This window comes from Marinococcus sp. LNHM3E3-2.2 (assembly GCF_056034385.1).
In genome coordinates, this window is the sequence record NZ_JBQLIC010000005.1 from 69,097 (window position 1) to 89,723 (window position 20,627).

The following is a 20,627-nucleotide window of genomic DNA, read 5'->3' on the forward strand; positions in this document are numbered from 1 at the left end:
TATAAAATGGCGACGAAAACGAGACAAATACTTTTACACGAAAGACCAAAAGGCCTCCCTGACAAAAACACATTTGCATTTAAGCATATAGAAATAGGTGCTCCCGCTGAAGGAGAAGTGCTTCTTCAAATGATTTACATTTCTGTGGATCCTTATATGAGAGGGAGAATGGACGACCGCGAATCTTACGTTCCTCCTTTTCCGCTTCACAAACCAATTGCCGGCGGCGCCATTGCGAAGGTGGTTGAAAGCCGCGATGATTCTTTAAACGAAGGTGATTACGTGACCGGCAATCTGCCGTGGCAGCAATACGTTAACGTGAGTGCTTCGGATGTACGAAAGGTACAGGCGGAAGCAGCTCCGGTTTCTGCGTATTTGAACGCTGTCGGCATGCCCGGACTCACTGCTTATTTCGGCACGCTCAGTATCGGTCAGCCTAAGCAGGGAGAAACGTTCGTTATCTCCGGGGGAGCCGGCGCTGTTGGTTCGCTTGCCGGCCAGATTGCCAAAATGCAGGGCGCCAGGGTGGTCGGTATTGCAGGTACCGATGAAAAACTGGATTATATGAAAAGCATTGGATTTGATGAAGTAATTAATTACAAAACAGAAGATTTAACAAAAGCCATCAAGCGGACGTGTCCCGACAAAGTAGACGTATACTTCGATAACGTCGGGGGCGAAATGAGCGATATTGTGCTCGATCATTTAAATAAATTCGCCCGGGTGGTCCAGTGCGGGGCAATCTCTACGTATAATGATCCGGACAATTACGGACCGAGAGTCCAATTCAAACTCATTAAATCAAGCGCTTTGATGAAAGGCTTCATTGTAGGCGATTACGCTGATGAATTTGAAGAAGCAACCAAACAGCTTGCAGCCTGGGTAGCTTCCGGGGACCTGCAGTATGAAGAAACAATTCTCACTGGGTTTGATCGTATTCCAGAAGCATTCATCGGTTTGTTCACCGGCCGGAACACGGGCAAGCTGCTCGTGGATGTTTCCCAATAAAGTCAAAACGCCGCTGCTTTCACGCGCCGCAGGAGGTACACTGCGAAAAAGCCGCCTATCCATAATACATTGGACAGGCGGCTTTTTATAGTTTCATTAATTTAAGGAGGGGCCTGAAGGCTTCCGAACAGTTTGTTTTTCTCTTGACTGTTCCTTTAGTTCCTCTTTCTTTTTTACTTCATGGTTGCTTGGCGGACTCAGGCTGAGAATTTTGTCTCCTGCCTCAGGCTTTATTGCATTATCAACAGCAAAGAATTCCAGACGTCCAGTCGGTTTTTGAATACCGATCAGCACTACATCTTCCGCCCGGTCATTTAAATAGGACTGGTACGGATATTCTTTTGTTAAAGACGTTAATTTAAACACGTAACCTGCATCTACTTTCCAGTTCAGCTCTTCAAATGTCGCGCCTTTTTCGAACAGAACGCGGCCACCGACCTTTCTCATCAATTCATCGGGTTCATTCCGGTCTGATTGATGCCAGCTGAGCTGAAACAGATCCTTCCTTCCGAATTCAGGGACAAAGGTGGTGCACACGAGCGAATTATAAGAATCCCGGTCGGTAGCCGCAATAATTTTATTATAGGGAGTCATGTCCAGTGAATACTCCGACTGCTCGGAAAGAATCTCTCCCCGGTAGTAAGCGATTCCTGCTTTACGTGCGTTGAACAAATGTTCAAACGAAGAATCGGCAATCAATACCGGCACATTCATTTCCTTCAGCTTTTGGGCAAGGCTTGTAGTGAAGGAGCTTCCTCCTACAAACAGAACTCCCGGAAGCCCCTCTTTTGAAAGGTTTAACTTTCTGGCAAGCGGCCCAATCGTAAACCCGTGGAAGCATACAGTCGCAAACACGAGCGCAAACGTAAGCGGGGTAATAATGGAAGCCCCGGCGTAGTTGTATTCTTCAAGGACATTCGCAAAATACCCTGCTACCGTCAAAGCTACAATTCCCCGGGGAGCAATCCAGCCGATAAGAGCTTTTTCCCCGAATGTTAAATCGGTCCCCATGGTCGACAGCCAGATTGAAAGCGGACGAACTAAAAACAGCATCAAAAGAACGTAAGCAATAATTTGCGGATCGAAAATCTGCATCAGTGTATCCCGGTCGAGTGATGCTGTCAGCATAATAAATATACCCGAAATCAGCAGCACAGAAATATTTTCTTTAAAGTGCTGCATGTCGCTGATGGAGCTTATATGAAGATTTGCAAGCGTCATTCCCATCGCAGTGACGGCCAACAATCCCGTTTCATGCATAACTACGTCAGAAATGACAAAGCTTGCAATCACCATGGAGAGAACGACCGGAGATTTCAGGAACTCCGGCACATGACCACGTTCAAAGGTCCACCCGATAATTCTACCGAATAGAATCCCCAGAAAAACAGCAAACAACGAGGCCATAAAGAAATTGACGAGCGAGACGAAGGTGGACTCTTCGGAGGTAAAGGTCCGGATAATTTCAAACGCAAACACTGCCAGGAGAGCACCAAACGGGTCAACGACAATACCTTCCCATTTAAGTATTCGGGCCGGCCTCGGCTTCAGCTTGGCCTGCCGGAGGAGCGGCAGAATGACGGTAGGGCCCGTAACGATCAGCAAACCACCGATAATAAAGGATACTTCCCATGATAAGCCAGCCACAAAATGGGCTGTTAATGAACCAAGTATCCAGGCCAGAAGAGCTCCTATTGTGATGATACGATACACAGGCTTTTGAAGCCCCTGAAGCCCCCTGAAATCAAGATTCAAGCTTCCTTCAAATAATATTATGGCTACAGCAATCGATACGATAGGGCCATACAGATCGCCAAATGCTTCGGAAGGATTAATCAGCCCAAATATCGGCCCGATCAAAAGTCCGGCAACAGACATAACGACTATGGCCGGCAGCCTGGAGAACCAGGCCAGCCACTGGGAGCCGATTCCGACGGCACCGATCAGCATTAGTTGAAACAATAGAGAGTCCAGCATATATTTTCCCTTCTTTCCACTCCCATTTTTTTATCTTTGGGTTTAATCTTGTATGTAATTCGTATTCCTTTCACTTTTTAATCACTTGAAATAAAAAGATACTATACTAAACCCTATCGTTTCAATCAAAGCAGTTTATAAAAATATATTTTTTCATAAAAAAGCACGCTTTTACACAAAGCATGCTTTTCGTTACCGCTCCTCTATTTCTTCTTGAATGGACTGACCGAGATGGCGTCCCGGCTCATCGATTCTGCAGTAGATCCGATCTCCCGGCCGGCAGTCTTTTAAAGCCATCGGCTCATATTGATCCGTCATTAAATAAACGCTGTCTGCCCACTGCAGAGTAGCTGACAAATTTACGTCCCCTGCGCGGACCTTTATTCTCACGAGTTCGCGTTTTTCAATTTTCACCCTGCCTACCGGCACCTGGCGTGAAGCTGTGCCTTCGTACACAGTTACCGGCTCATCATGTTCTATTTCTGCGAGATACCTTGTCTTCTCTTCTTCGAAAATATACTGATGCACAGCGCCGGCGTTGATACGAAACACGCGGGCTGGATACGTACTGGTTGTACGGTTTTCCGAAAGCGTATAAACGTACCCGTGCCCTGTGTCTCCGACAAGCAGACCTTCAGCTGGAGATAAGATATCTGCTGCGTCTATGCAGACACGCGATCCTTCTCCCATCGGCTCTATGGCTTCCACGATACCAAGTTTCCATACATCATTTTCCATCATACTCATCAGCACCCACTGCTTCCGGAGGAGCTTTTGCCTTCTTCCTCCATTTTCATTTTGTGTTCTCTTCCCCATTTTTCCAGTTCCCGAAGGAGAGATTCGAGTGACTCCCCGTAGCTTGTCAGGGAGTATTCCACTTTTGGTGGTACTACCGCGTAAGCGTGGCGCAATACTAAGCCGTCATGCTCAAGCTCTTTGAGCTGCTTGATTAATGTCTGATGATTAATCTGCTGCAGCTGCTGTTTAATCTCACTGAAACGGAGCGTTTTCCCGACGAGCTCCATTAGAATGACTGCTTTCCATTTCCCGCATACTTTGTCGAGCGTTATTTTTATATTTTCTCTTTCTTCTATGGTCATTCTTTCACTCCTTTAATCTAAAAAAAGACACTACTATATATTCCAATATAAGTATGTGCAAATATATTATATGTAGGTATTATAGCCTTAAAGTCAAGTGAATAAACGTTTAGAACCTGTTTCGTCAAAAAAAGCAGCAGCCTCATTTAAGAGACTGCTGGCTTTTACTGTTCCTCTGCTATTTCTGAGAGCTCGGCCCAGCGTGTCATCGCCTGGTCCAGCTTTTCATTGGTTTCTTTCTGGATGTTGGACCACTTTTCGATGGCCGCGAGGTCACTGCCGCTCTGCTCCATCTGCTGCTCTGCTTCCGCCAGTTCATCTTCAAGGCGGGCAATACGCTCTTCGATCTGATCCCATTCCTGCTTTTCTTTATAGGACATTTTTTTCTTCTCCCCAACTGCGCTCCTGACAGCTGATGGCTCCGGCTTCTTCTCTTTACTTAGCGCCGGCCGGGAAGCATCCTTTTCTGAACTCATAAATTCTGAGTAATTTCCCTCGAATAAGGTAACCTGGGATGATTCATTAAAAACAAACAGCTTTTCAGCTACCCGGTCAAGAAAATAGCGGTCGTGGGAAACGGTGACGACTACGCCGGGGAACTGCTGCAGGTATTCTTCGAGTACGCTGAGTGTCTGCACGTCCAGATCATTTGTCGGCTCATCCATAAACAATACGTTCGGCTCGGTCATTAAAATACTGAGCAGGTACACCCTCTTTTTTTCTCCGCCGGACAACCGGGAAATATACGTCCACTGGTCTTCCCGTTCGAATAGAAAGCGTTCAAGCATCTGTTCAGCCGAAATACTTTCACCGTTAACAGTATAAATAACTTCAGCAATATCACGAATGTATTCGAGCACGCGCTTTGATTCATCCAATTCTTCCTGCTGCTGCGAGTAGTAGCCAAGCTTTACAGTTGGGCCGTACACTACATTCCCCGCATCGGGGTCGATACGGTTGGCAAGAATGTTTAAAAGCGTCGTTTTCCCAGTTCCGTTTGGACCGACAATCCCTATTTTTTCTCCAGGGGTAAACATATAGTTAAACTGCGAAAACATATTCTTGTCTCCGTAGGACTTTTCCAGGTCCTCCGCCTCTATTACTTTCTTTCCAAGTCTCGTAGAACCTACCGGAACCTGCAGCTCTTCTTTTTTCGGCGGTCCCTCCTGCTGTTTCAAAGACTCCGCCCGCTCTTTCCGGGCTTTTTGTTTTGTGCCGCGAGCTTTCGGCTGCTTCTGAAGCCAGGCCAGCTCCCGCTTTAATGTGTTCTGCCGTTTTGCTTCGGCGTGCGCTTCATTTGCTTCGCGCTCGGCCCGCTTTTCCAGAAACAGTTCATAGTTGCCGTCATATTCATACAGACGGCCGCGTTCCAATTCAAAGATTTTATTCGTTACTCTGTTTAAGAAATAACGGTCGTGTGTAACTAATATTAAAGCTCCATTATAGTTGGATAAATATTTTTCAAGCCAGTTAATGGACTCGTCGTCGAGATGGTTCGTCGGTTCGTCAAGAATAAGAATGTCACAGTCCTGAATGAGAGCCCGGGCAATGGAAGCTCTTTTACGCTGGCCGCCGGAGAGTTCATTAATTTTCTGGTTATAGACCGTCAGCCCCAGTCTGTTTAACACCTGCTGGGCTACAGTACCTGCTTCCCATGCTCCGAGCTGGTCCATTTTCTGCTGGGCCTTCATCCACTGTTCCTGTGCAGCTTCACTTTCAGGCTCCTGCTCCAGACGGGCCTGAGCTTTTTCGTAATCTTTCACTGCTTTCATGATATCGGAAGAGCCTTCATACAAATAATCAATCAAATTTTCTTCCTCCGGCAGCTCAGGATCCTGTGGAAGGTATTCAATTCTCAGCTGTTTGGAGTGCTGAAGCTTTCCTTTTTCCGAAGAATCAATTTCAGAAATCACGCGGAGAAGCGAAGATTTCCCTGTGCCGTTAACGCCGATCAGCCCGATACGGTCTCCGGGCTCGATCGTAAATGAAATATGGTCAAACAGCACCTTGGTGCCGGTTGTCTGGTATAGATTTTCTGCTACAAGCAGACTCATGTTCTCACCGTTCCTTTCTCGTCCTTTCCTATCTTAGCATACTTGCTCGTGCTCCTGAAAAACACAGGGCTGTTTAAAGTCCAAAAAACAAAAAAGCACTTCCCATCAGGCTGGGAAAGTGCTCTTATACGAAAAATTAGATTTAGGAAAGATCCATTTTTTTCTTTTTGTTTCTTGGCGGACGGCTGTTTTTATTGGAACCGTGACCCTGCGGGCGCTTTTGCTTATATTTCGAGGAAGGCTTGCCCTGGCCTTTGGAACCCTTATTACGAAGCGGTGCTTCCGAAGTAAGTTTTACCGGCTCTTCTTTCAGCTCGCGTGAGTTCATTTTCAGCGCTGCTGCTACGATTTCTTTTGCCTCGTATTCGTTAAGCAGTTCTTCTGCTGTACGCTCCCAGTACTCATTATCATCGTCCTGCATTGATCCGACCAGTTTCTGTACAGCCTGTTGGGCACGCCCTTCAACTGCATCATTTCTCGTCGGCTTAGGCGCTTTTTTCAACTTAGCCTGTACGGTTTTTTCAATAAGACGCAGGTGCGTCATTTCTCTCGACGGTACGAAGCTGTAAGCTACGCCTTCGTTTCCTGCTCTTCCTGTACGTCCGATCCGGTGCACATAGCTTTCCGGGTCCTGTGGAAGATCAAAGTTGTAGACGTGTGTAACGCCGCTCACATCAATGCCGCGGGCAGCTACGTCTGTCGCGATCAACAGCTCAATCGTGCCTTTTTTAAATTTCTGAAGCACTTTGTCTCTTTGAGCCTGCTTCATGTCGCCATGAATGCCTTCTGCTGCATAACCGCGTCTTGATAAAGCTTCAGCGAGTTCATCCACGCGGCGCTTCGTACGTCCGAAGACAATCGCAAGCTCCGGCGGGGTATAATCGAGCATATTACAAAGAGTTTCGAACTTTTCCTGTTCGTTCACTTCAATATAATACTGATCGATTTTCGCCACTGTCATGCTTTTGTTTTTCACTTGAACCTGTTCAGGGTTAGTCATGAATTTATCTGCTACGCGCTTCAGCTTTGGAGGCATTGTAGCCGAGAATAAAAGCATCTGTCTAGGCTCTGGGATATCCTTTAGGATTTCTTCAATGTCATCCACAAATCCCATACTGAGCATTTCGTCAGCTTCATCAAGCACAACCGTATTCATTTTTCCGAGATCAATCGTTTTTCTGCGCACATGATCCATTAAACGGCCCGGTGTTGCTACAATAATTTGCGGTTTTCTTTTCAGCGCTTTGATCTGACGCTGAATATCCTGGCCGCCGTAAACGGCTACTGCTGTAACACGTTTGTGCTTTCCGAGGCGGTTTAATTCTTCGGATACCTGCACAGCAAGCTCTCTTGTAGGTGCAAGTACAATTCCCTGCGGAGCATTAGCTGTTTGATCGGCTGCTTCAAGAAGCGGGATGCCGAAAGCTGCAGTTTTTCCTGTACCAGTCTGTGCCTGGCCAATAATATCCGTTCCGTTCTTCGCTTTTGGAATAACTTCCGATTGTATGGGTGTTGCTTCTTCAAATCCCATCTCTTCAATAGCTTGAAGAATAGGTGATTCCAATCTTAGTTCTGAAAATAAAGTCAAGTATATATTCCCCTTTTATGCTTATTCGATCATTTCGTATGAACTAATTAACATTACCATATTCATGAAAAAAAATCTATCTAATTTTCATTTTTCACAGCAATTAACTATAAATTCACACTGGTTATTTAATTGTAATGAAAATGTAACATAAACTACATTGAACAGTTTATGTAAATGACGATATAATTAAATTACAAAATTTTCATTTAATTACGCGTATAATTATGTAAGGAGGACGGGCAAATGGCTGTGGGGAACAAATTTGCATATTTTGTTGACCGTTCCGGAAGACAAGTCACGGTGGGAACACTTAAAGATATCGAACAAATGGACTTAGGCCGTGGGCAGATTTATTATTGCGATTCTGAACAGGAGCTTCTCCAGGGCGTTAAAGAGTACTACCATAAAGAGTGTATCATCACCCTCCGTTCTCCAATGAATGATTTTAAAGAAAACCTTTCACGTTAATCTCTGCCCTGCTTTCTCTGAAAGCAGCGGTATACATATAAAGAGGGCCCGTTTTTTGCGGGCCCTCTTTACGTCTTTACTTAACTTCAGATTGAACTTTTACTTCAATGTTGTTTCGTGTAGCTTTGGAATAAGGGCAGTACTGGTGGGCAAGATCCACTAATTCGTCTGCTTCCTCTTTTGATACACCGCTGATTTCTACTGTAAGTTCAGCAGCCAACTGGAACATACCATCGGAGTCGTCCTTCTGCAGACTTACGGCTGCAGTTGTCTTAGAAGAAACATCTTTATTTTTCTTGCTTGCCTGAAGGTTCAGCATGCCGTCAAAGCAGGCTGCATAACCCGATGCAAAGAGCTGTTCCGGATTGGATCCTGATTTGGAAGAACCTGAGCCCGGCTGTTCCAGATTCACATCAATCATTCCATCTTCAGAACGGACATGTCCTTCACGGCCACCTTCTACAGTAGCTTTCGAAGTAAATATTGTTTCTGCCATACATAACTCCTCCATTCAACTTAATAACGATTGATTCCATTAGTACATATACACTTTTAATCTATTTTTTAAACATACAGTGTTCCAAAGTAATTTATCCGAACGCTTTTCACATAAGCTGAAGAAATAGTAAATGCGGCAGTTGCCCATGGCAGGAAGCTGTTATAGAATCATTGAAGATTAAGTAAAAATAACTGTCAGAAGGCTTTCCATTTCGAATAACAAATCCACAATAAAGGAGTCGGCGAAATCATGAATCAGGACTTCCCATTAAAAACCCCTACTAATTCTTTACTGCTCACAGCAGTTGACCATACCCGTGTTGGAGTCATCATTACTGATCCAGCTATAGAAGACAACCCTATTATCTATACAAACAGTGGTTTCTGCAATTTAACCGGTTATTCCGCCGGAGAAATTCTTGGAAGCAACTGCCGTTTTCTTCAGGGGCCGGAAAGCGACATTCATACTATTGAGCGTATGAGACAAGCCCTTAAAACATACGAACCCATTTCCATCGAAATTATTAACTACCGGAAAGATGGCACTAAATTTTGGAACGAACTCCACATTGACCCCGTTTATGAACCGGAAGAGGATAAATATTACTTTATCGGAGTACAAAAAGATATTACGAAACAAAAGAATGCAGAAAAAGATGCTTCAGAGTATTTCAATGAAATTAACCTTCTTTCTACCCCCATCGTTCCAATCATTAACAGCGTTTACGCCATGCCACTAATCGGCAACGTCGACGAGCAGCGGCTGAAGATTATTTTTACCAATATTACTGACGTGATTCACAACTCCAAAGTAGAAACACTCATCGTCGACCTTTCCGGCCTTTCTACATTAAATGATGATATTATGAGAGGGATCTTCACTTTAAATGATCTTCTAAAATTGCTTGGCACTGAACTGATTGTCACCGGTATTTCACCAAGTCTTGCGGTACGATCCAAAGATATGGACTTCGATTTCTCCACTTTCCAGACCTTCGGCACAGTAAAGGATGCTATTCGTTTCAAACAGCGGAACAGCTGGTATTAATATCATTAAAATTGATTCGCAAAATGTATTGCTATTGTTTGGAGCGCATGATATGATGAATGTACTATTTTGATCCGTTAGTCAGAACAAGGTTAGGGTTTCAGCTTCTGAACTTGGTACTATGCGGTTTGCAAGATAAGTAACATTTGTGCCATGAGGCACGCAGGAGGATTATTTTTATGGAACAAGGTACAGTTAAGTGGTTTAACGCAGAAAAAGGTTTTGGCTTCATCGAACGCGAAGGTGCAGACGATGTTTTCGTTCACTTCTCCGCTATCCAGGAAGAAGGCTTTAAAACCTTAGAAGAAGGACAAACGGTAGAATTCGAAATAGTAGAAGGCGACCGCGGCCCACAAGCTGCAAACGTCACTAAAAACTAATTAAACCATACAAAGCCGCTCTCTCTCGGGAGAATGGCTTTTTCTTTTCAAAAAAATTACCCATTCTTTAATATTTAAATATTAAAGTCTGTTGCTATAATTTGGGTGACATGATACAATGAAATTACTATTTTGATCCGTTAGTTTGAACAAGGTTAGGGTTTTAGCTTCTGAACTTGGAACTACGCGGTTTGCAAGATAAGTATTATTTGTGCCACAGGGCACGCAGGAGGATTATTTTTATGGAACAAGGTACAGTTAAGTGGTTTAACGCAGAAAAAGGTTTTGGCTTCATCGAACGCGAAGGTGCAGACGATGTTTTCGTTCACTTCTCCGCTATCCAGGAAGAAGGCTTTAAAACCTTAGAAGAAGGACAAACGGTAGAATTCGAAATAGTAGAAGGCGACCGCGGCCCACAAGCTGCGAACGTTACTAAAAACTAATTAAGCCATATATGAACCTCTCTCCTTTTTGGAGGGGGGTTTTTTCTTGTTGATTCCAACATGCGGATACATAAAAAGGAATACCCGAAAGCCGGGTATTCCTGCTGCATGGTGCTCTTTTTAAGCGTTAGCGGCGTCTAAACGTTTCAAGAAATGCATGTACAATCTCTACTGATTGAAAAGCAAAAATACTGAGTGCCGAAAGGGATAAGAGCCCCATTATGACAAAGCGCATATTCTGAACCAGATGCAAAGCCCACATGATTATCCCTCCTTTGATATATATCTATCATACTCCCCTGTCACATGTTTGCAACAATTTTATGTTATTTTCTAACATATCTTCTGCCTTACTGTGGTTCAATGAATCTCCATTGTTTTAATGGCTGGTTTTAATTAAAAGGAAACCATTTTTTCACTTTATTCTTCCAATACCTTACGGAAATATATTCAAACACATAGGTTAAAATTAAGCCATATAAAATGACCCCAAATAAACTCAGCACTACCATTGTCCCCTGACCGACTGCAGTAACCGGCTCAATGTTAGAGCGCCCAAACATAACCAGTGCCATAAGCACGCTCAAAGCAGAGGTCCACAATGAATCTGCAGGAGGTTCAATGCCCCAAACCCAGAGCACAAAACAAACGTACAATATTAAAATACCGCCCCAAACGTAATATTGCCGCTGACGGCTTAAATAACGAATAAGCGGCATCGTATAAAATTTGGTGATCGTCTTGAGGCGAAAAAGGTGAATAATTCGTGCCAGGCGTGCGAATTGAAAAATCGCATCTGCCGGTATAATTGCTATTAATAAAAAAGGGTGGGATTTTACAAATTCCCATTTCTTTTCTGCACGAAAAAAACGGAAAGCATAATCAAGCGTAAATAACGCCCAGGTAGTCCAAATAATATAACCGGATACTTCTGTCTCGTACCAGATCGTCCCTACAGAGAGAATGGCAAGTATAACCATAATCGCCTCGTATAATCGCTGTCCGAACCCCTGGTCTTTTTTTTCGCTCATTATCGACGACTCACTTTCCTGCCCGTTATCTTCTCAGCTTTATTTAATCGTACTATTCTATGAAAAAAACAGCAAATTTTCTATTGCACAATTCGCTGTTACTGGTTATAATAGAATTTGTCTTGCGGATGTGGCGGAACTGGCAGACGCGCACGGTTCAGGTCCGTGTGAGCTTACGCTCTTGGAGGTTCGAATCCTCTCATCCGCACCATTTCTTATATAACGAACACACCAGGCTTTCCAGGCTGGTGTTTTTTTATGCTCTTTTTCACTTTATTTTAGCACGTTCGCCCTCCTCAGAGCATCTTTTTGTTATTAGTGTAAGCAGTGGGCGAAGACGGGTATTGGAAATACAGCACTAATCAATAACTATATGTCAGGAGGATCAAGGTGAGCAGACAATTGGCAGAATGGCTTAAAGCCTCCAATTACAGTATTGTAATGACCGGTGCCGGAATGTCTACGGATAGTGGGCTCCCTGATTTCCGGTCTGCGTCAGGCCTTTGGAACAATTATGACCCAAAACAGCTTGCCACAGTTGAAGCACTCGAGCATCAAAACGAAGCATTCACAAAATTTTATCAATGGCGACTGCAGTCTCTGCTCGATGCGTCACCTAATAAAGGGCATGAGATCTTAGCTCAATGGGAACAACAAGACCTCCTCCAGCACGTAATCACCCAAAACGTAGACGGCTTTCATCAAGCCGCCGGCCAGCAGCACGTTTCTGCTTTGCATGGCAGTCTGCGGGAAATCAATTGCCATATATGCGGTCGGCAGGCATCGCAGGAGGATTTTTTAAACGGGTCTTCCCATTGCCCAAATTGTGGTGGCAAACTCAGACCGGGTATTGTCCTATTTGGTGAAATGCTTCCGGAGCAGGCTATCCAGCAGGCTCAGGAGGCAACCGCAGCCTGTGATTTATTTATCGTTCTCGGCTCAAGCCTGCAGGTAGCCCCTGCTTCCCTGTTTCCAATGGAAGCAAAAGAAAGCGGAGCCAGGCTTGTTATTGTAAACCAGGAAGAAACAGAACTCGATTCATGGGCGGATTTAACATTTCCCGGAGCTTCTATTCAAAACGTGCTCACCGACACAAACAGTCATTTATAGCTAAAAGGAGCTTCCAGAATCGACTGGAAGCTCCTTTTTACGAAGCAGTATTAGTTTTCACTTCTAAATGCTGTATTAATATATGCGACAGTTTCCGGGCCGCCCGGGCATCTTGTGCTTCCGGATCAGGCTCTACTTTAAGCGGCACACCACTATCTCCGCCCCTTGCTTGCGACACGGATCTCTCATTATGTCGAGCGCCTCCCCGTATTTCGGCTACATGGAAGCGCACGATCCAAACACCCCTGTCTGTAAACCTTCCAATAAGCTGTCTATATGTTAAAATAGTAAATGATAATCATTTTCAATATAGGAGGCATTTCTTATGACTGATATAGCCAGCACTCCACTCGCCCAGACAATCCAATCCCGTCGAAGTATTAAGAAATTTACAGACCAGGCGGTAGATAAACAAACTATCCTTGAACTGCTTGAAATATCCAAATGGGCGCCCGATCATGGCGTGCGTGAGCCGTGGCGCTTTCTGCTGTTTCTTGGCAGCGGGACGGAAAAACTAGCAGAAGCTCTCGCCGATTATCAGGAGCACGAAGGCTCGAAAAAACCCGAAAAAGTACGGGCCCAAATTTCTGAGCTTCCCGGCGCCCTGCTTGTCGTTAATCAGGCCGAGCCAAAAGTGAAAAAATGGGAAGAAGATTTTGGCGCAGCCTCTACCCTTATCCAAAACTTTCAGCTGTTAAGCTGGGAACAAAATATCGGCATGATTTGGAAAACTGGTGATTATATCTATTCAGACCGCTTCAAGCAATCGCTCGGCATCGATCCGGATGAAACTATTGTCGGCATGCTTCAGCTCGGCTATTTTGAAAAAACACCAAAAGCCAAACCGAGAACGCCCATTGAAGAAAAGATTAATATTTTTGAGTAAAACACTCATTTTTCATCAAAAAACCTCCCTGAACGCAGGAAGGTTTTTTTCGTATTAACAGAACGTATCCTTTGGCTTTGGTACAGAAAGACCAAACAACGGCCGTAAAAACAGAGCCAGAAATGTGCCGGCTAAGGCAAATACCGCCCATACATAGCCATGTACACTAAAGGAAGCAATGCCGCCAAAGTAAGCACCAATGTTACACCCGAAAGCGAGCCTCGCTCCGTACCCCATCAAAAGACCGCCGATAATGGAAGCAGAAGCATTGCCAATCGTCACTTTCGTAAATTTAAACAGTCCACCTGCGGCTGAAGCAATAAATGCGCCTAAAATAACACCAAAATTCAGTACAGTAGTGGAATCAGCAAAAATTGTAGTCTGCAGCGCCTGCGCGCTTTCCCCGCTCCAGTAATCCCAGCTCGAAGCGTTGATACCTACAGCTTCGGCAGCTTTGGAGCCCCAAAGTGCAAACGCCGAAGTAATGCCCCAAGGCTGGCCGCGCGTAAGCAGGGTTAAAGCGTTTAATACAGCAAGTACTACTGCTGCAACCATCATAGGCCAGGAACCGCGGAAAATCCGTTTCCAGCCGCTAGCAGTCGGCAACGTAGCCATTGCCGGAGGATTTTTCTTTTTATCGATAATTAATGTTACTGCGATGACAGCCGCGAAAATGAGTAAAGATACTATCCAGGCCCCTGTGTATCCGAGACCGGTCGACGTAGCCAGCGAAATTGAGCCAAAGGAAGGCGTATCATCTGTCCAGAACGAAAGATGATATGCCCCAACGGTGGAGCCAACGATGAAAAAGAGCAGCGTAATAAACATGTTCGTCCGGCCGCCTCCTACTGCATACAGCGTTCCGGAAGCGCAGCCCCCTCCAAGCTGCATCCCAATACCGAACATAAACGAGCCAACGACTACGCTCACGCCGACAGGACTGACGTAGCCGGACACGTCACCGCCAAAAAAGGTGGAGCCAAGAGCAAGAATCGGGGCAAACAAGGTTACCGCTGCTGCAAGCATCACCATATGGGCCCGCAGCGCCTGGCCATTACCTACAGACATTAAGCGGCGAAACGCCGAGGTAAATCCAAATCTGGCGTGAAAAAGTGTATATCCTAGAAGAAGGCCGATCGTAAGCAGAAGCGGCTGTACGATTGACTGGGTTAATGCAAGATATAACGTTAAAATAGCAAATACGATTAACCCCCCGGTAACCAGCTTGTTCTGCGGTGCTCCCAGTTTCTTGGAAGCTTTTTCGGCAGTCTCCTGCTGGGACACGGGCTGTACTGTTACTGCCATTATAATCCCCCATTCCTATCTTTTTAGTCAGTTTTACGTTCTTTATCTTAAATATTTTTTTAAAGATAGTCAAAGATGTTGCTTTTCTCAATAAAAGCTACTATTATTAATAAGTCGAAACTTAAAGGTACTTAAAAAACTTGATCGTTTTAAGGTGGTGAGAATAATGGATGAGAAGAAAATATACATTCAGCAAACCGCGATGCAGCTTTTTTCCAGCCAGGGCTTCTTTCACACTTCAGTACAGGATATTGCTGAAGCATGCCGGATGTCTAAAGCTTCAATTTATAAAATATTTCATTCCAAAGAAGATATTCTCGCCCAAATTGTAAGAGATAATTTAAACCACATTATTCACCGTGCCAATTACGCCCGCAATGAGGAGTCCAAGCAGCCAAGGGATCAGCTTATTGCTAAGCTGTCGAGAGAAATCGAAGGCCTCGTTGAGCACCGCGAATACGTCTGGATGCTTTATCAGTCTGCTTCCATTAACAAACAATCTGATAAAATTAAGGCCCTTTTAAAACAGGGGCAGCTCATTATGGTGAACTGGCATAAAGATACACTTCTTGAGACGTTTGGATCCGATATAGAGCCTTTCGTATGGGACCTTGCGATATGCATGCAGGGAATGAGCAAAGAAATGATCGCCTTTGCTGAAAAAGTTGACCGGTACCATTTTGATTTCGGACAGCTCGCTGAAGTATTAGTTACCAGTATTGAAAGTATTATCAAACACAAAACCTCCTCTACTTCTATGTTTTCGAGAGAAAATATGGAGCCATTTAACCTTCAGGGGCATTACGGAGAGATTGACCAGGTGGAGCTCTGGGACCGGACCATCCAGCAGGTACGGGCCTTTATCAATTACCGCTTCCCTTCCTATGAAAAAAAGCAGTGGGTCGAAGCAGTCGACCGTTTAAATCAGGAGTTCTACGAGTCTGAGCCTGAAATGATTGTTATGGAGTCCCTGTTTTGTTTTCTCGAGAAAAAGGAAGATCTACAAGTTAATATTAATATTCTGCGGGAGATTATTCAGTAACTTCAGGGCCCGGTATCGTTCATTTGTTTCGGTTTTCTTGCTATACCGGCTCTCAAAATCGCACAGTCAAGCTTCAAACCGTCAGCACAAAAAATCAGATGTTTGTTTTCTTTAAAACAAGTTTCTTGATTTTTCCTGTAGCTGGCGTTATTATATGCTGATGAAAACTAATAAGTACTTTAAAAACTAACTCGTTTTATAAATGATTGATAATCGTGAAATGCATTACATCGAAGGAGGGCTTTTCATGCCTGAAGAAGCAGCTACACAAATACCTGCGAAAACAAGAAATTTAATCATCGCGGTATTTCTTACCGGAGCGTTTATCGCTATTTTAAACCAGACCCTGCTTGCTGTGGCCATTCCGAGCATTATGGCTGATTTGAACGTGAGTGCCAATACGGCACAGTGGGTAACGACCGTTTTTATGCTCGTTAACGGGATTATGATTCCGATTACCGCCTTTCTTATCGAAAAATTCACCACACGGGGACTGTTTTTATTTGCTATGTGTTCCTTTGCACTTGGGACACTGTTTGCAGCCTTGTCTCCAACTTTTGGACTGCTCATGGCCGGCCGGGTTATTCAGGGCGTTGGCGCCGGTATAATGATTCCATTAATGCAGACGTCCATTATGACCATGTTTCCTATTTCCCAGCGCGGTCAGGCCATGGGCCTCGCCGGACTAGCTATCGCTTTTGCTCCAGCATTCGGTCCTACCCTTTCCGGGTGGGTTGTGGATTCGTATTCCTGGAATACGTTATTTTACATTATTCTTCCGATCGCTATTGTAGACATTATTTTAGCTTACTTTTTGCTGAAAAATGTAACCGAGCTTAAACATCCAAAGCTCGATTTAGTATCAATCTCTCTGTCAACAGCCGGATTTGGCGGTTTATTGTACGGATTCAGCGCCGCCGGAAACAGTGGATGGGGAAGTGCTACAGTGCTCACTACTCTTGCCGTAGGCGCTGTTGCCCTGTTCCTGTTTATATGGAGACAGCTTCATGTGGAAAGACCAATACTCGAGTTCCGGGTCTTAAAAAACCCTGTCTTTACGCTCACTGTCCTTGTTGCCATAGCCTGTTTTGTTTCCATGGTCGGTTCTCAAACACTAATTCCTCTGTATGTGCAAAACGCACGCGGCCTCTCTGCTCTGGATTCCGGGCTGATGCTTTTGCCAGGGGCTCTGCTGATGGGCATTATGAGTCCTTTCACTGGAAGGATTTTCGATAAAGTTGGCGGAAGAGGACTCTCAATTACCGGGCTTTCTCTATTAACAGTCGGCACCATTCCTTACATGTTTTTAACTGAAAACACCTCCATCGTCTTTTTAACCGTAATGTTTGCGCTCCGTATGCTCGGTGTCGCCATGGTCTTAATGCCGATGACAACTGCAGGACTGAATCAGCTTCCAAACTCATTAATCGCCCACGGCACGGCAATGACGAATACGTTGCGCCAGGTGGCGGGATCAATTGGTACAGCCGTACTGATTACCGTTATGTCCCAGAGTGCTTCCGGTGCGGCGCGGGCAGGCGAGGTGTCGAGCCAGAGCGGAGCATTGATTCATGGTATTAACGTGGCTTTCTTTGTCGCTTTGGTTTCTGCCATTATCGGCCTTGTACTTTCTTTCTTTCTTAAAAACACCAGACCGGATACAATGGAAAAACGCGATATACGCGGAAGCAAAAGCAGCACGAGGGAAAGCAAAGCGTAAGCATCGTTATTTTCAGCAAAAGCACTCTCAGCCTTGCCTGGGGATGCTTTTTACTGTATTAACCGTGAAAATATTCTGTAAAATACCTTGACACTTTAACGCAGAAAAAGATATAGTTTGGCTACATGAAATCCTCTCACAAAAAGAAGATGAGGACACTCGATTACTATTGGAAGGGAGACAATAATTTCATGACGACATGGACCAGCAGCAACCTTGGCTATCCACGCTTAGGAGAAAAACGCGAATGGAAAAAAGCATTGGAATCTTACTGGAAAGGAAAGCTTGATGAGGGCTCTTTTCAACAACAAATCCGAGAACTCCGATTGGATTTCTTGAAAAAGCAAAAGGACCGCGGTGTGGATTCTATCCCCGTCGGTGATTTTTCATTGTACGATCACGTCCTCGACACGTCCGTAATGTTCGGGCTCGTCCCGGAGCGCTTTGACGCTTCCGAAGGCTACTCTTCCCTATCTACATATTTCGCTGTAGCCCGGGGTACGAAGGCATCGCCGGCGAGCGAGATGACAAAATGGTTTAATACCAACTATCACTACATCGTGCCGGAGCTTCAAAACGCAAAGCCGCGCCTTGTAGATAACTATCCATTAAAAGCCTACCAGGACGCGGTAGCTGAATTAGGTATTGAAGGACGCCCGTACCTAATCGGCCCGTATACTTTCCTGAAGCTTTCCAAAGGCTATGAAGAGCATCAGTTTGAACAGCTGTTCAACGATCTACTGCCTCTGTATCAAAAGGTGCTCCAACAGCTGCAGGATGCAGGAGCGAAAAGCGTTCAAATTGATGAGCCGGCTTTTGTACAGTCTTTTCCGGAAACAGATATTCCGTTAATCCGGAGGGCGTATGAATTATTCAACCGCGAAGTACCTGAACTGGATCTGTTTGTGCAAACGTATTTCGACAGCGTTTCTCATTATAAAGACATTATCTCTCTTCCAATTGCAGGGCTCGGTCTTGACTTTGTTCATGGCAGGGATGGCAACTGGGCGAATGTGCAAAACCACGGCTTCCCTTCAGACAAAGTACTGGGTGCGGGTGTTATTGACGGACGCAACATCTGGAAAGCAGACGTTGATGCCACTGTCGCTTTTGCCAAAAATATTCAGGCAGAAACAGGCAGTGAAAATATTGAAATTCAGCCGTCCTGCAGCCTTCTGCATACACCGGTTACAACTAAACACGAAACGCAGCTTGATCCGCTTTTGCTTGATGCACTTTCTTTTGCTGACCAAAAGCTTGAAGAAATCGACCTCATAACACGCACACTAAACGGAGAGGACACGAAGGCAGAGCTCGAGCAAAACTCTGCCCAGCTTGCTCGTGTTAAAAACGCTCCGTGGCGACAGGAAGCGGCCGGTAACGCTGCAGCAGATATTCCTTCCTCCCGCCCGCTTTCGTTCGAGGAAAGAAGTCCACTTCAGCAGGAAAAGTTTCAGTTGCCAAAGCTTCCGACCACGACAATCGGAAGCTTCCCGCAGACACGTGAAGTCCGCGTGGAACGCCGGCGGGTGAGGAAAGGTGAAATTTCCGCAGAAGAATATGAAACGTACATTCAAAATAAAATGCAGGAATGGGTCGACATCCAGGAAGAAATAGGACTCGATGTTCTCGTGCACGGAGAGTTTGAACGTACCGATATGGTAGAATTCTTCGGAGAAAAACTGGGCGGATTTGCATTCACCTCCAACGGCTGGGTGCAGTCCTATGGTTCCCGCTGCGTCAAACCACCGGTTATTTACGGAAATGTGGAGTTCAAAGAGCCGATGACCGTAAAGGAAACCAAATATGCACAGACGCTAACCGAAAAACCGATGAAAGGAATGCTTACCGGGCCGGTAACAATTTTGAACTGGAGCTTTGAACGTAATGACATTCCGAAAAAAGAAGTAGCCTTCCAGATCGCCCGGGCACTTAACGATGAAGTACTTGCGCTCGAAAACGAAGGTATTGAGATGATCCAGGTCGACGAGCCCGCAATTCGTGAAGGCCTGCCTCTAAAGAGAGCAGAATGGGATGAATACCTGGAATGGACCGTCCACGCCTTCCGCCTTTCCACTTCTTCTGTTAAAGATACTACCCAGATTCACACGCACATGTGCTATAGTGAATTTCAGGATATGATTGAATCGATTCGCGCGCTGGACGCCGACGTTATTTCAATTGAGACCTCCCGAAGCCATGGGGAGCTTATTGAAACGTTTGAAACAGCTGTTTATGACAAAGGCATCGGACTTGGCGTCTATGATATTCACAGCCCGCGTGTACCAGATGTTCAAGAAATGACTCAAATGATCGACCGGGCCCTGCGCGTGCTTCCGAGCAACCTGTTCTGGGTTAACCCAGACTGCGGACTCAAAACACGTGACGTGCCGGAAACGATTGAAGCTCTTAAAAATATGGTTCGGGCTGCGGAAGAAGCCAGAAAAAACTTAGAGCAGCACGCATAATTAACACTACGAAATAAGGCCCGGCCTTCCGGGCCTTATTTTCGTACGGAAAGGATATCTCATTTATGACTGTTACTACTGCATTTTTAAATAAACGATCCGATTACAAAAAAGCATATGAAGTTATCAAATCCCTGCGCCCTTCTCTCAGCTGGGAAGCCTTCAACGATTACCTCTCCCGTCACCCCTCCTACCAGCTGATTGCTTTAAAAGAAGAAGGGGTGGTTGTCTCAGTAGCCGGACTTGAGCTTTTGGAAAGCCTCGCCTGGGGTAAACACGCATGGGTTCATGAGCTTGTGACTTCAGAGAGTGCAAGATCCAAAGGTCATGGCGAAACTCTGCTCCGTGCCGTTCACCAGCATGCAGAAAAACACGGATGCACAGAAGTGATTCTAGCCTCCGGCCTGCAGCGCACTGACGCCCATCGTTTTTATGAACGGCTCTATTATCAGGCATCGAGCTACGTTTTCCGTCACACTTTATAACGCAAAAGAAACT

Annotated in this window: 19 protein-coding genes and 1 tRNA gene; 12 read left to right on the forward strand and 8 right to left on the reverse strand. The window is 45.2% G+C overall.

The genetic code is table 11. The annotated features are described in order from the left end of the window. Positions 1 to 6: 6 nt before the first annotated feature. Positions 7 to 1,008, forward strand: coding sequence for an NADP-dependent oxidoreductase (locus tag ACTRXF_RS08695; protein ID WP_474264220.1), 1,002 nt, complete (start codon positions 7 to 9; stop codon positions 1,006 to 1,008). Positions 1,009 to 1,104: 96 nt separating this feature from the next. On the opposite strand, the gene ACTRXF_RS08700 is transcribed toward ACTRXF_RS08695, so the two are convergent. From ACTRXF_RS08700 to cshA, 5 genes are all read right to left on the reverse strand, one after another. Further along, positions 1,105 to 2,985 carry a cation:proton antiporter gene (locus ACTRXF_RS08700; protein WP_474263660.1) on the reverse strand — a complete coding sequence of 627 codons (1,881 nt, stop codon included), beginning with the start codon at positions 2,983 to 2,985 and terminating at the stop codon, positions 1,105 to 1,107. Positions 2,986 to 3,177: 192 nt separating this feature from the next. After that, a complete protein-coding gene (locus tag ACTRXF_RS08705) occupies positions 3,178 to 3,732 on the reverse strand; it encodes a 3-dehydroquinate synthase II (protein ID WP_474263662.1) in 555 nt (184 codons plus the stop codon). After that, on the reverse strand, positions 3,732 to 4,085 hold the full coding sequence (locus ACTRXF_RS08710; protein WP_022794628.1) for a winged helix-turn-helix transcriptional regulator: 354 nt from the start codon (positions 4,083 to 4,085) through the stop codon (positions 3,732 to 3,734). The genes ACTRXF_RS08705 and ACTRXF_RS08710 overlap by 1 nt, the downstream gene beginning before the upstream one ends. 164 nt (positions 4,086 to 4,249) lie before the next feature. Beyond that, on the reverse strand, positions 4,250 to 6,139 hold the full coding sequence (locus tag ACTRXF_RS08715; RefSeq protein WP_474278705.1) for an ABC-F family ATP-binding cassette domain-containing protein: 1,890 nt from the start codon (positions 6,137 to 6,139) through the stop codon (positions 4,250 to 4,252). A gap of 142 nt (positions 6,140 to 6,281) precedes the next feature. Continuing rightward, a complete protein-coding gene (gene cshA, locus ACTRXF_RS08720; protein WP_474263666.1) occupies positions 6,282 to 7,727 on the reverse strand; it encodes a degradosome RNA helicase CshA in 1,446 nt (481 codons plus the stop codon). Between the two features lie 246 nt (positions 7,728 to 7,973). Between cshA and ACTRXF_RS08725 the strand changes: the two genes are divergently transcribed. Further along, entirely contained in the window at positions 7,974 to 8,198 is a 225-nt protein-coding gene (locus ACTRXF_RS08725; RefSeq protein WP_322526021.1) for a hypothetical protein, read from the forward strand. 76 nt (positions 8,199 to 8,274) lie between these two features. Here the strand turns inward: ACTRXF_RS08725 and ACTRXF_RS08730 are convergent, their stop codons facing one another. After that, positions 8,275 to 8,694 carry an organic hydroperoxide resistance protein gene (locus ACTRXF_RS08730; protein ID WP_474263670.1) on the reverse strand — a complete coding sequence of 140 codons (420 nt, stop codon included), beginning with the start codon at positions 8,692 to 8,694 and terminating at the stop codon, positions 8,275 to 8,277. Between the two features lie 252 nt (positions 8,695 to 8,946). On the opposite strand from ACTRXF_RS08730, the gene ytvA reads away from it, so the two are divergent. The 3 genes from ytvA (at position 8,947) to ACTRXF_RS08745 (ending at position 10,567) form a co-directional block, all read left to right on the forward strand. Beyond that, complete coding sequence (ytvA, locus tag ACTRXF_RS08735; protein WP_474278707.1) at positions 8,947 to 9,744, forward strand: YtvA family blue-light photoreceptor; 798 nt, start codon at positions 8,947 to 8,949, stop codon at positions 9,742 to 9,744. 179 nt (positions 9,745 to 9,923) lie between these two features. Next, complete coding sequence (locus ACTRXF_RS08740; protein ID WP_027847408.1) at positions 9,924 to 10,124, forward strand: cold-shock protein; 201 nt, start codon at positions 9,924 to 9,926, stop codon at positions 10,122 to 10,124. 242 nt (positions 10,125 to 10,366) lie between these two features. Then, positions 10,367 to 10,567, forward strand: coding sequence for a cold-shock protein (locus tag ACTRXF_RS08745; protein WP_027847408.1), 201 nt, complete (start codon positions 10,367 to 10,369; stop codon positions 10,565 to 10,567). A gap of 392 nt (positions 10,568 to 10,959) precedes the next feature. Here ACTRXF_RS08745 and ACTRXF_RS08750 read toward each other — a convergent pair whose 3' ends face one another. Continuing rightward, positions 10,960 to 11,598, reverse strand: a complete 639-nt coding sequence (locus tag ACTRXF_RS08750; RefSeq protein WP_474263674.1) for a hypothetical protein — start codon at positions 11,596 to 11,598, stop codon at positions 10,960 to 10,962. Positions 11,599 to 11,722: 124 nt separating this feature from the next. On the opposite strand from ACTRXF_RS08750, the gene ACTRXF_RS08755 reads away from it, so the two are divergent. The 3 genes from ACTRXF_RS08755 (at position 11,723) to ACTRXF_RS08765 (ending at position 13,594) form a co-directional block, all read left to right on the forward strand. After that, a tRNA-Leu gene (locus ACTRXF_RS08755) sits at positions 11,723 to 11,809 on the forward strand. Positions 11,810 to 11,988: 179 nt separating this feature from the next. Beyond that, positions 11,989 to 12,708 (forward strand): NAD-dependent deacylase, encoded by a 720-nt coding sequence (locus ACTRXF_RS08760; RefSeq protein ID WP_474263676.1) that lies wholly within the window; start codon positions 11,989 to 11,991, stop codon positions 12,706 to 12,708. Between the two features lie 325 nt (positions 12,709 to 13,033). After that, positions 13,034 to 13,594, forward strand: coding sequence for a nitroreductase family protein (locus ACTRXF_RS08765; RefSeq protein WP_474278709.1), 561 nt, complete (start codon positions 13,034 to 13,036; stop codon positions 13,592 to 13,594). A 54-nt stretch (positions 13,595 to 13,648) separates the two neighbouring features. Here ACTRXF_RS08765 and ACTRXF_RS08770 read toward each other — a convergent pair whose 3' ends face one another. Beyond that, positions 13,649 to 14,899: a YeeE/YedE family protein gene (locus ACTRXF_RS08770; protein WP_474263681.1), complete on the reverse strand. Its 1,251-nt coding sequence runs from the start codon at positions 14,897 to 14,899 to the stop codon at positions 13,649 to 13,651. Positions 14,900 to 15,065: 166 nt separating this feature from the next. On the opposite strand from ACTRXF_RS08770, the gene ACTRXF_RS08775 reads away from it, so the two are divergent. From ACTRXF_RS08775 to ACTRXF_RS08790, 4 genes are all read left to right on the forward strand, one after another. Further along, positions 15,066 to 15,941, forward strand: coding sequence for a TetR/AcrR family transcriptional regulator (locus ACTRXF_RS08775; RefSeq protein ID WP_474263683.1), 876 nt, complete (start codon positions 15,066 to 15,068; stop codon positions 15,939 to 15,941). Positions 15,942 to 16,188: 247 nt separating this feature from the next. Next, entirely contained in the window at positions 16,189 to 17,661 is a 1,473-nt protein-coding gene (locus tag ACTRXF_RS08780; protein ID WP_474278711.1) for an MDR family MFS transporter, read from the forward strand. A gap of 191 nt (positions 17,662 to 17,852) precedes the next feature. Beyond that, positions 17,853 to 20,129 (forward strand): 5-methyltetrahydropteroyltriglutamate--homocysteine S-methyltransferase, encoded by a 2,277-nt coding sequence (gene metE, locus ACTRXF_RS08785; protein WP_474278713.1) that lies wholly within the window; start codon positions 17,853 to 17,855, stop codon positions 20,127 to 20,129. A 65-nt stretch (positions 20,130 to 20,194) separates the two neighbouring features. Further along, on the forward strand, positions 20,195 to 20,614 hold the full coding sequence (locus tag ACTRXF_RS08790; RefSeq protein ID WP_474278715.1) for a GNAT family N-acetyltransferase: 420 nt from the start codon (positions 20,195 to 20,197) through the stop codon (positions 20,612 to 20,614). The last annotated feature ends 13 nt before the right edge of the window (positions 20,615 to 20,627 follow it).

Bases quoted from the DNA above. Each gene is read 5' to 3' on its own strand.
- ACTRXF_RS08695 (WP_474264220.1), top strand. From the start codon at position 7: ATGGCGACGAAAACGAGACAAATACTTTTACACGAAAGACCAAAAGGC.
- ACTRXF_RS08700 (WP_474263660.1), bottom strand. From the start codon at position 2,985: ATGCTGGACTCTCTATTGTTTCAACTAATGCTGATCGGTGCCGTCGGA.
- ACTRXF_RS08705 (WP_474263662.1), bottom strand. From the start codon at position 3,732: ATGAGTATGATGGAAAATGATGTATGGAAACTTGGTATCGTGGAAGCC.
- ACTRXF_RS08710 (WP_022794628.1), bottom strand. From the start codon at position 4,085: ATGACCATAGAAGAAAGAGAAAATATAAAAATAACGCTCGACAAAGTA.
- ACTRXF_RS08715 (WP_474278705.1), bottom strand. From the start codon at position 6,139: ATGAGTCTGCTTGTAGCAGAAAATCTATACCAGACAACCGGCACCAAG.
- ACTRXF_RS08725 (WP_322526021.1), top strand. From the start codon at position 7,974: ATGGCTGTGGGGAACAAATTTGCATATTTTGTTGACCGTTCCGGAAGA.
- ACTRXF_RS08730 (WP_474263670.1), bottom strand. From the start codon at position 8,694: ATGGCAGAAACAATATTTACTTCGAAAGCTACTGTAGAAGGTGGCCGT.
- ytvA (WP_474278707.1), top strand. From the start codon at position 8,947: ATGAATCAGGACTTCCCATTAAAAACCCCTACTAATTCTTTACTGCTC.
- ACTRXF_RS08740 (WP_027847408.1), top strand. From the start codon at position 9,924: ATGGAACAAGGTACAGTTAAGTGGTTTAACGCAGAAAAAGGTTTTGGC.
- ACTRXF_RS08745 (WP_027847408.1), top strand. From the start codon at position 10,367: ATGGAACAAGGTACAGTTAAGTGGTTTAACGCAGAAAAAGGTTTTGGC.
- ACTRXF_RS08750 (WP_474263674.1), bottom strand. From the start codon at position 11,598: ATGAGCGAAAAAAAAGACCAGGGGTTCGGACAGCGATTATACGAGGCG.
- ACTRXF_RS08765 (WP_474278709.1), top strand. From the start codon at position 13,034: ATGACTGATATAGCCAGCACTCCACTCGCCCAGACAATCCAATCCCGT.
- ACTRXF_RS08770 (WP_474263681.1), bottom strand. From the start codon at position 14,899: ATGGCAGTAACAGTACAGCCCGTGTCCCAGCAGGAGACTGCCGAAAAA.
- ACTRXF_RS08775 (WP_474263683.1), top strand. From the start codon at position 15,066: ATGGATGAGAAGAAAATATACATTCAGCAAACCGCGATGCAGCTTTTT.
- ACTRXF_RS08780 (WP_474278711.1), top strand. From the start codon at position 16,189: ATGCCTGAAGAAGCAGCTACACAAATACCTGCGAAAACAAGAAATTTA.
- metE (WP_474278713.1), top strand. From the start codon at position 17,853: ATGACGACATGGACCAGCAGCAACCTTGGCTATCCACGCTTAGGAGAA.
- ACTRXF_RS08790 (WP_474278715.1), top strand. From the start codon at position 20,195: ATGACTGTTACTACTGCATTTTTAAATAAACGATCCGATTACAAAAAA.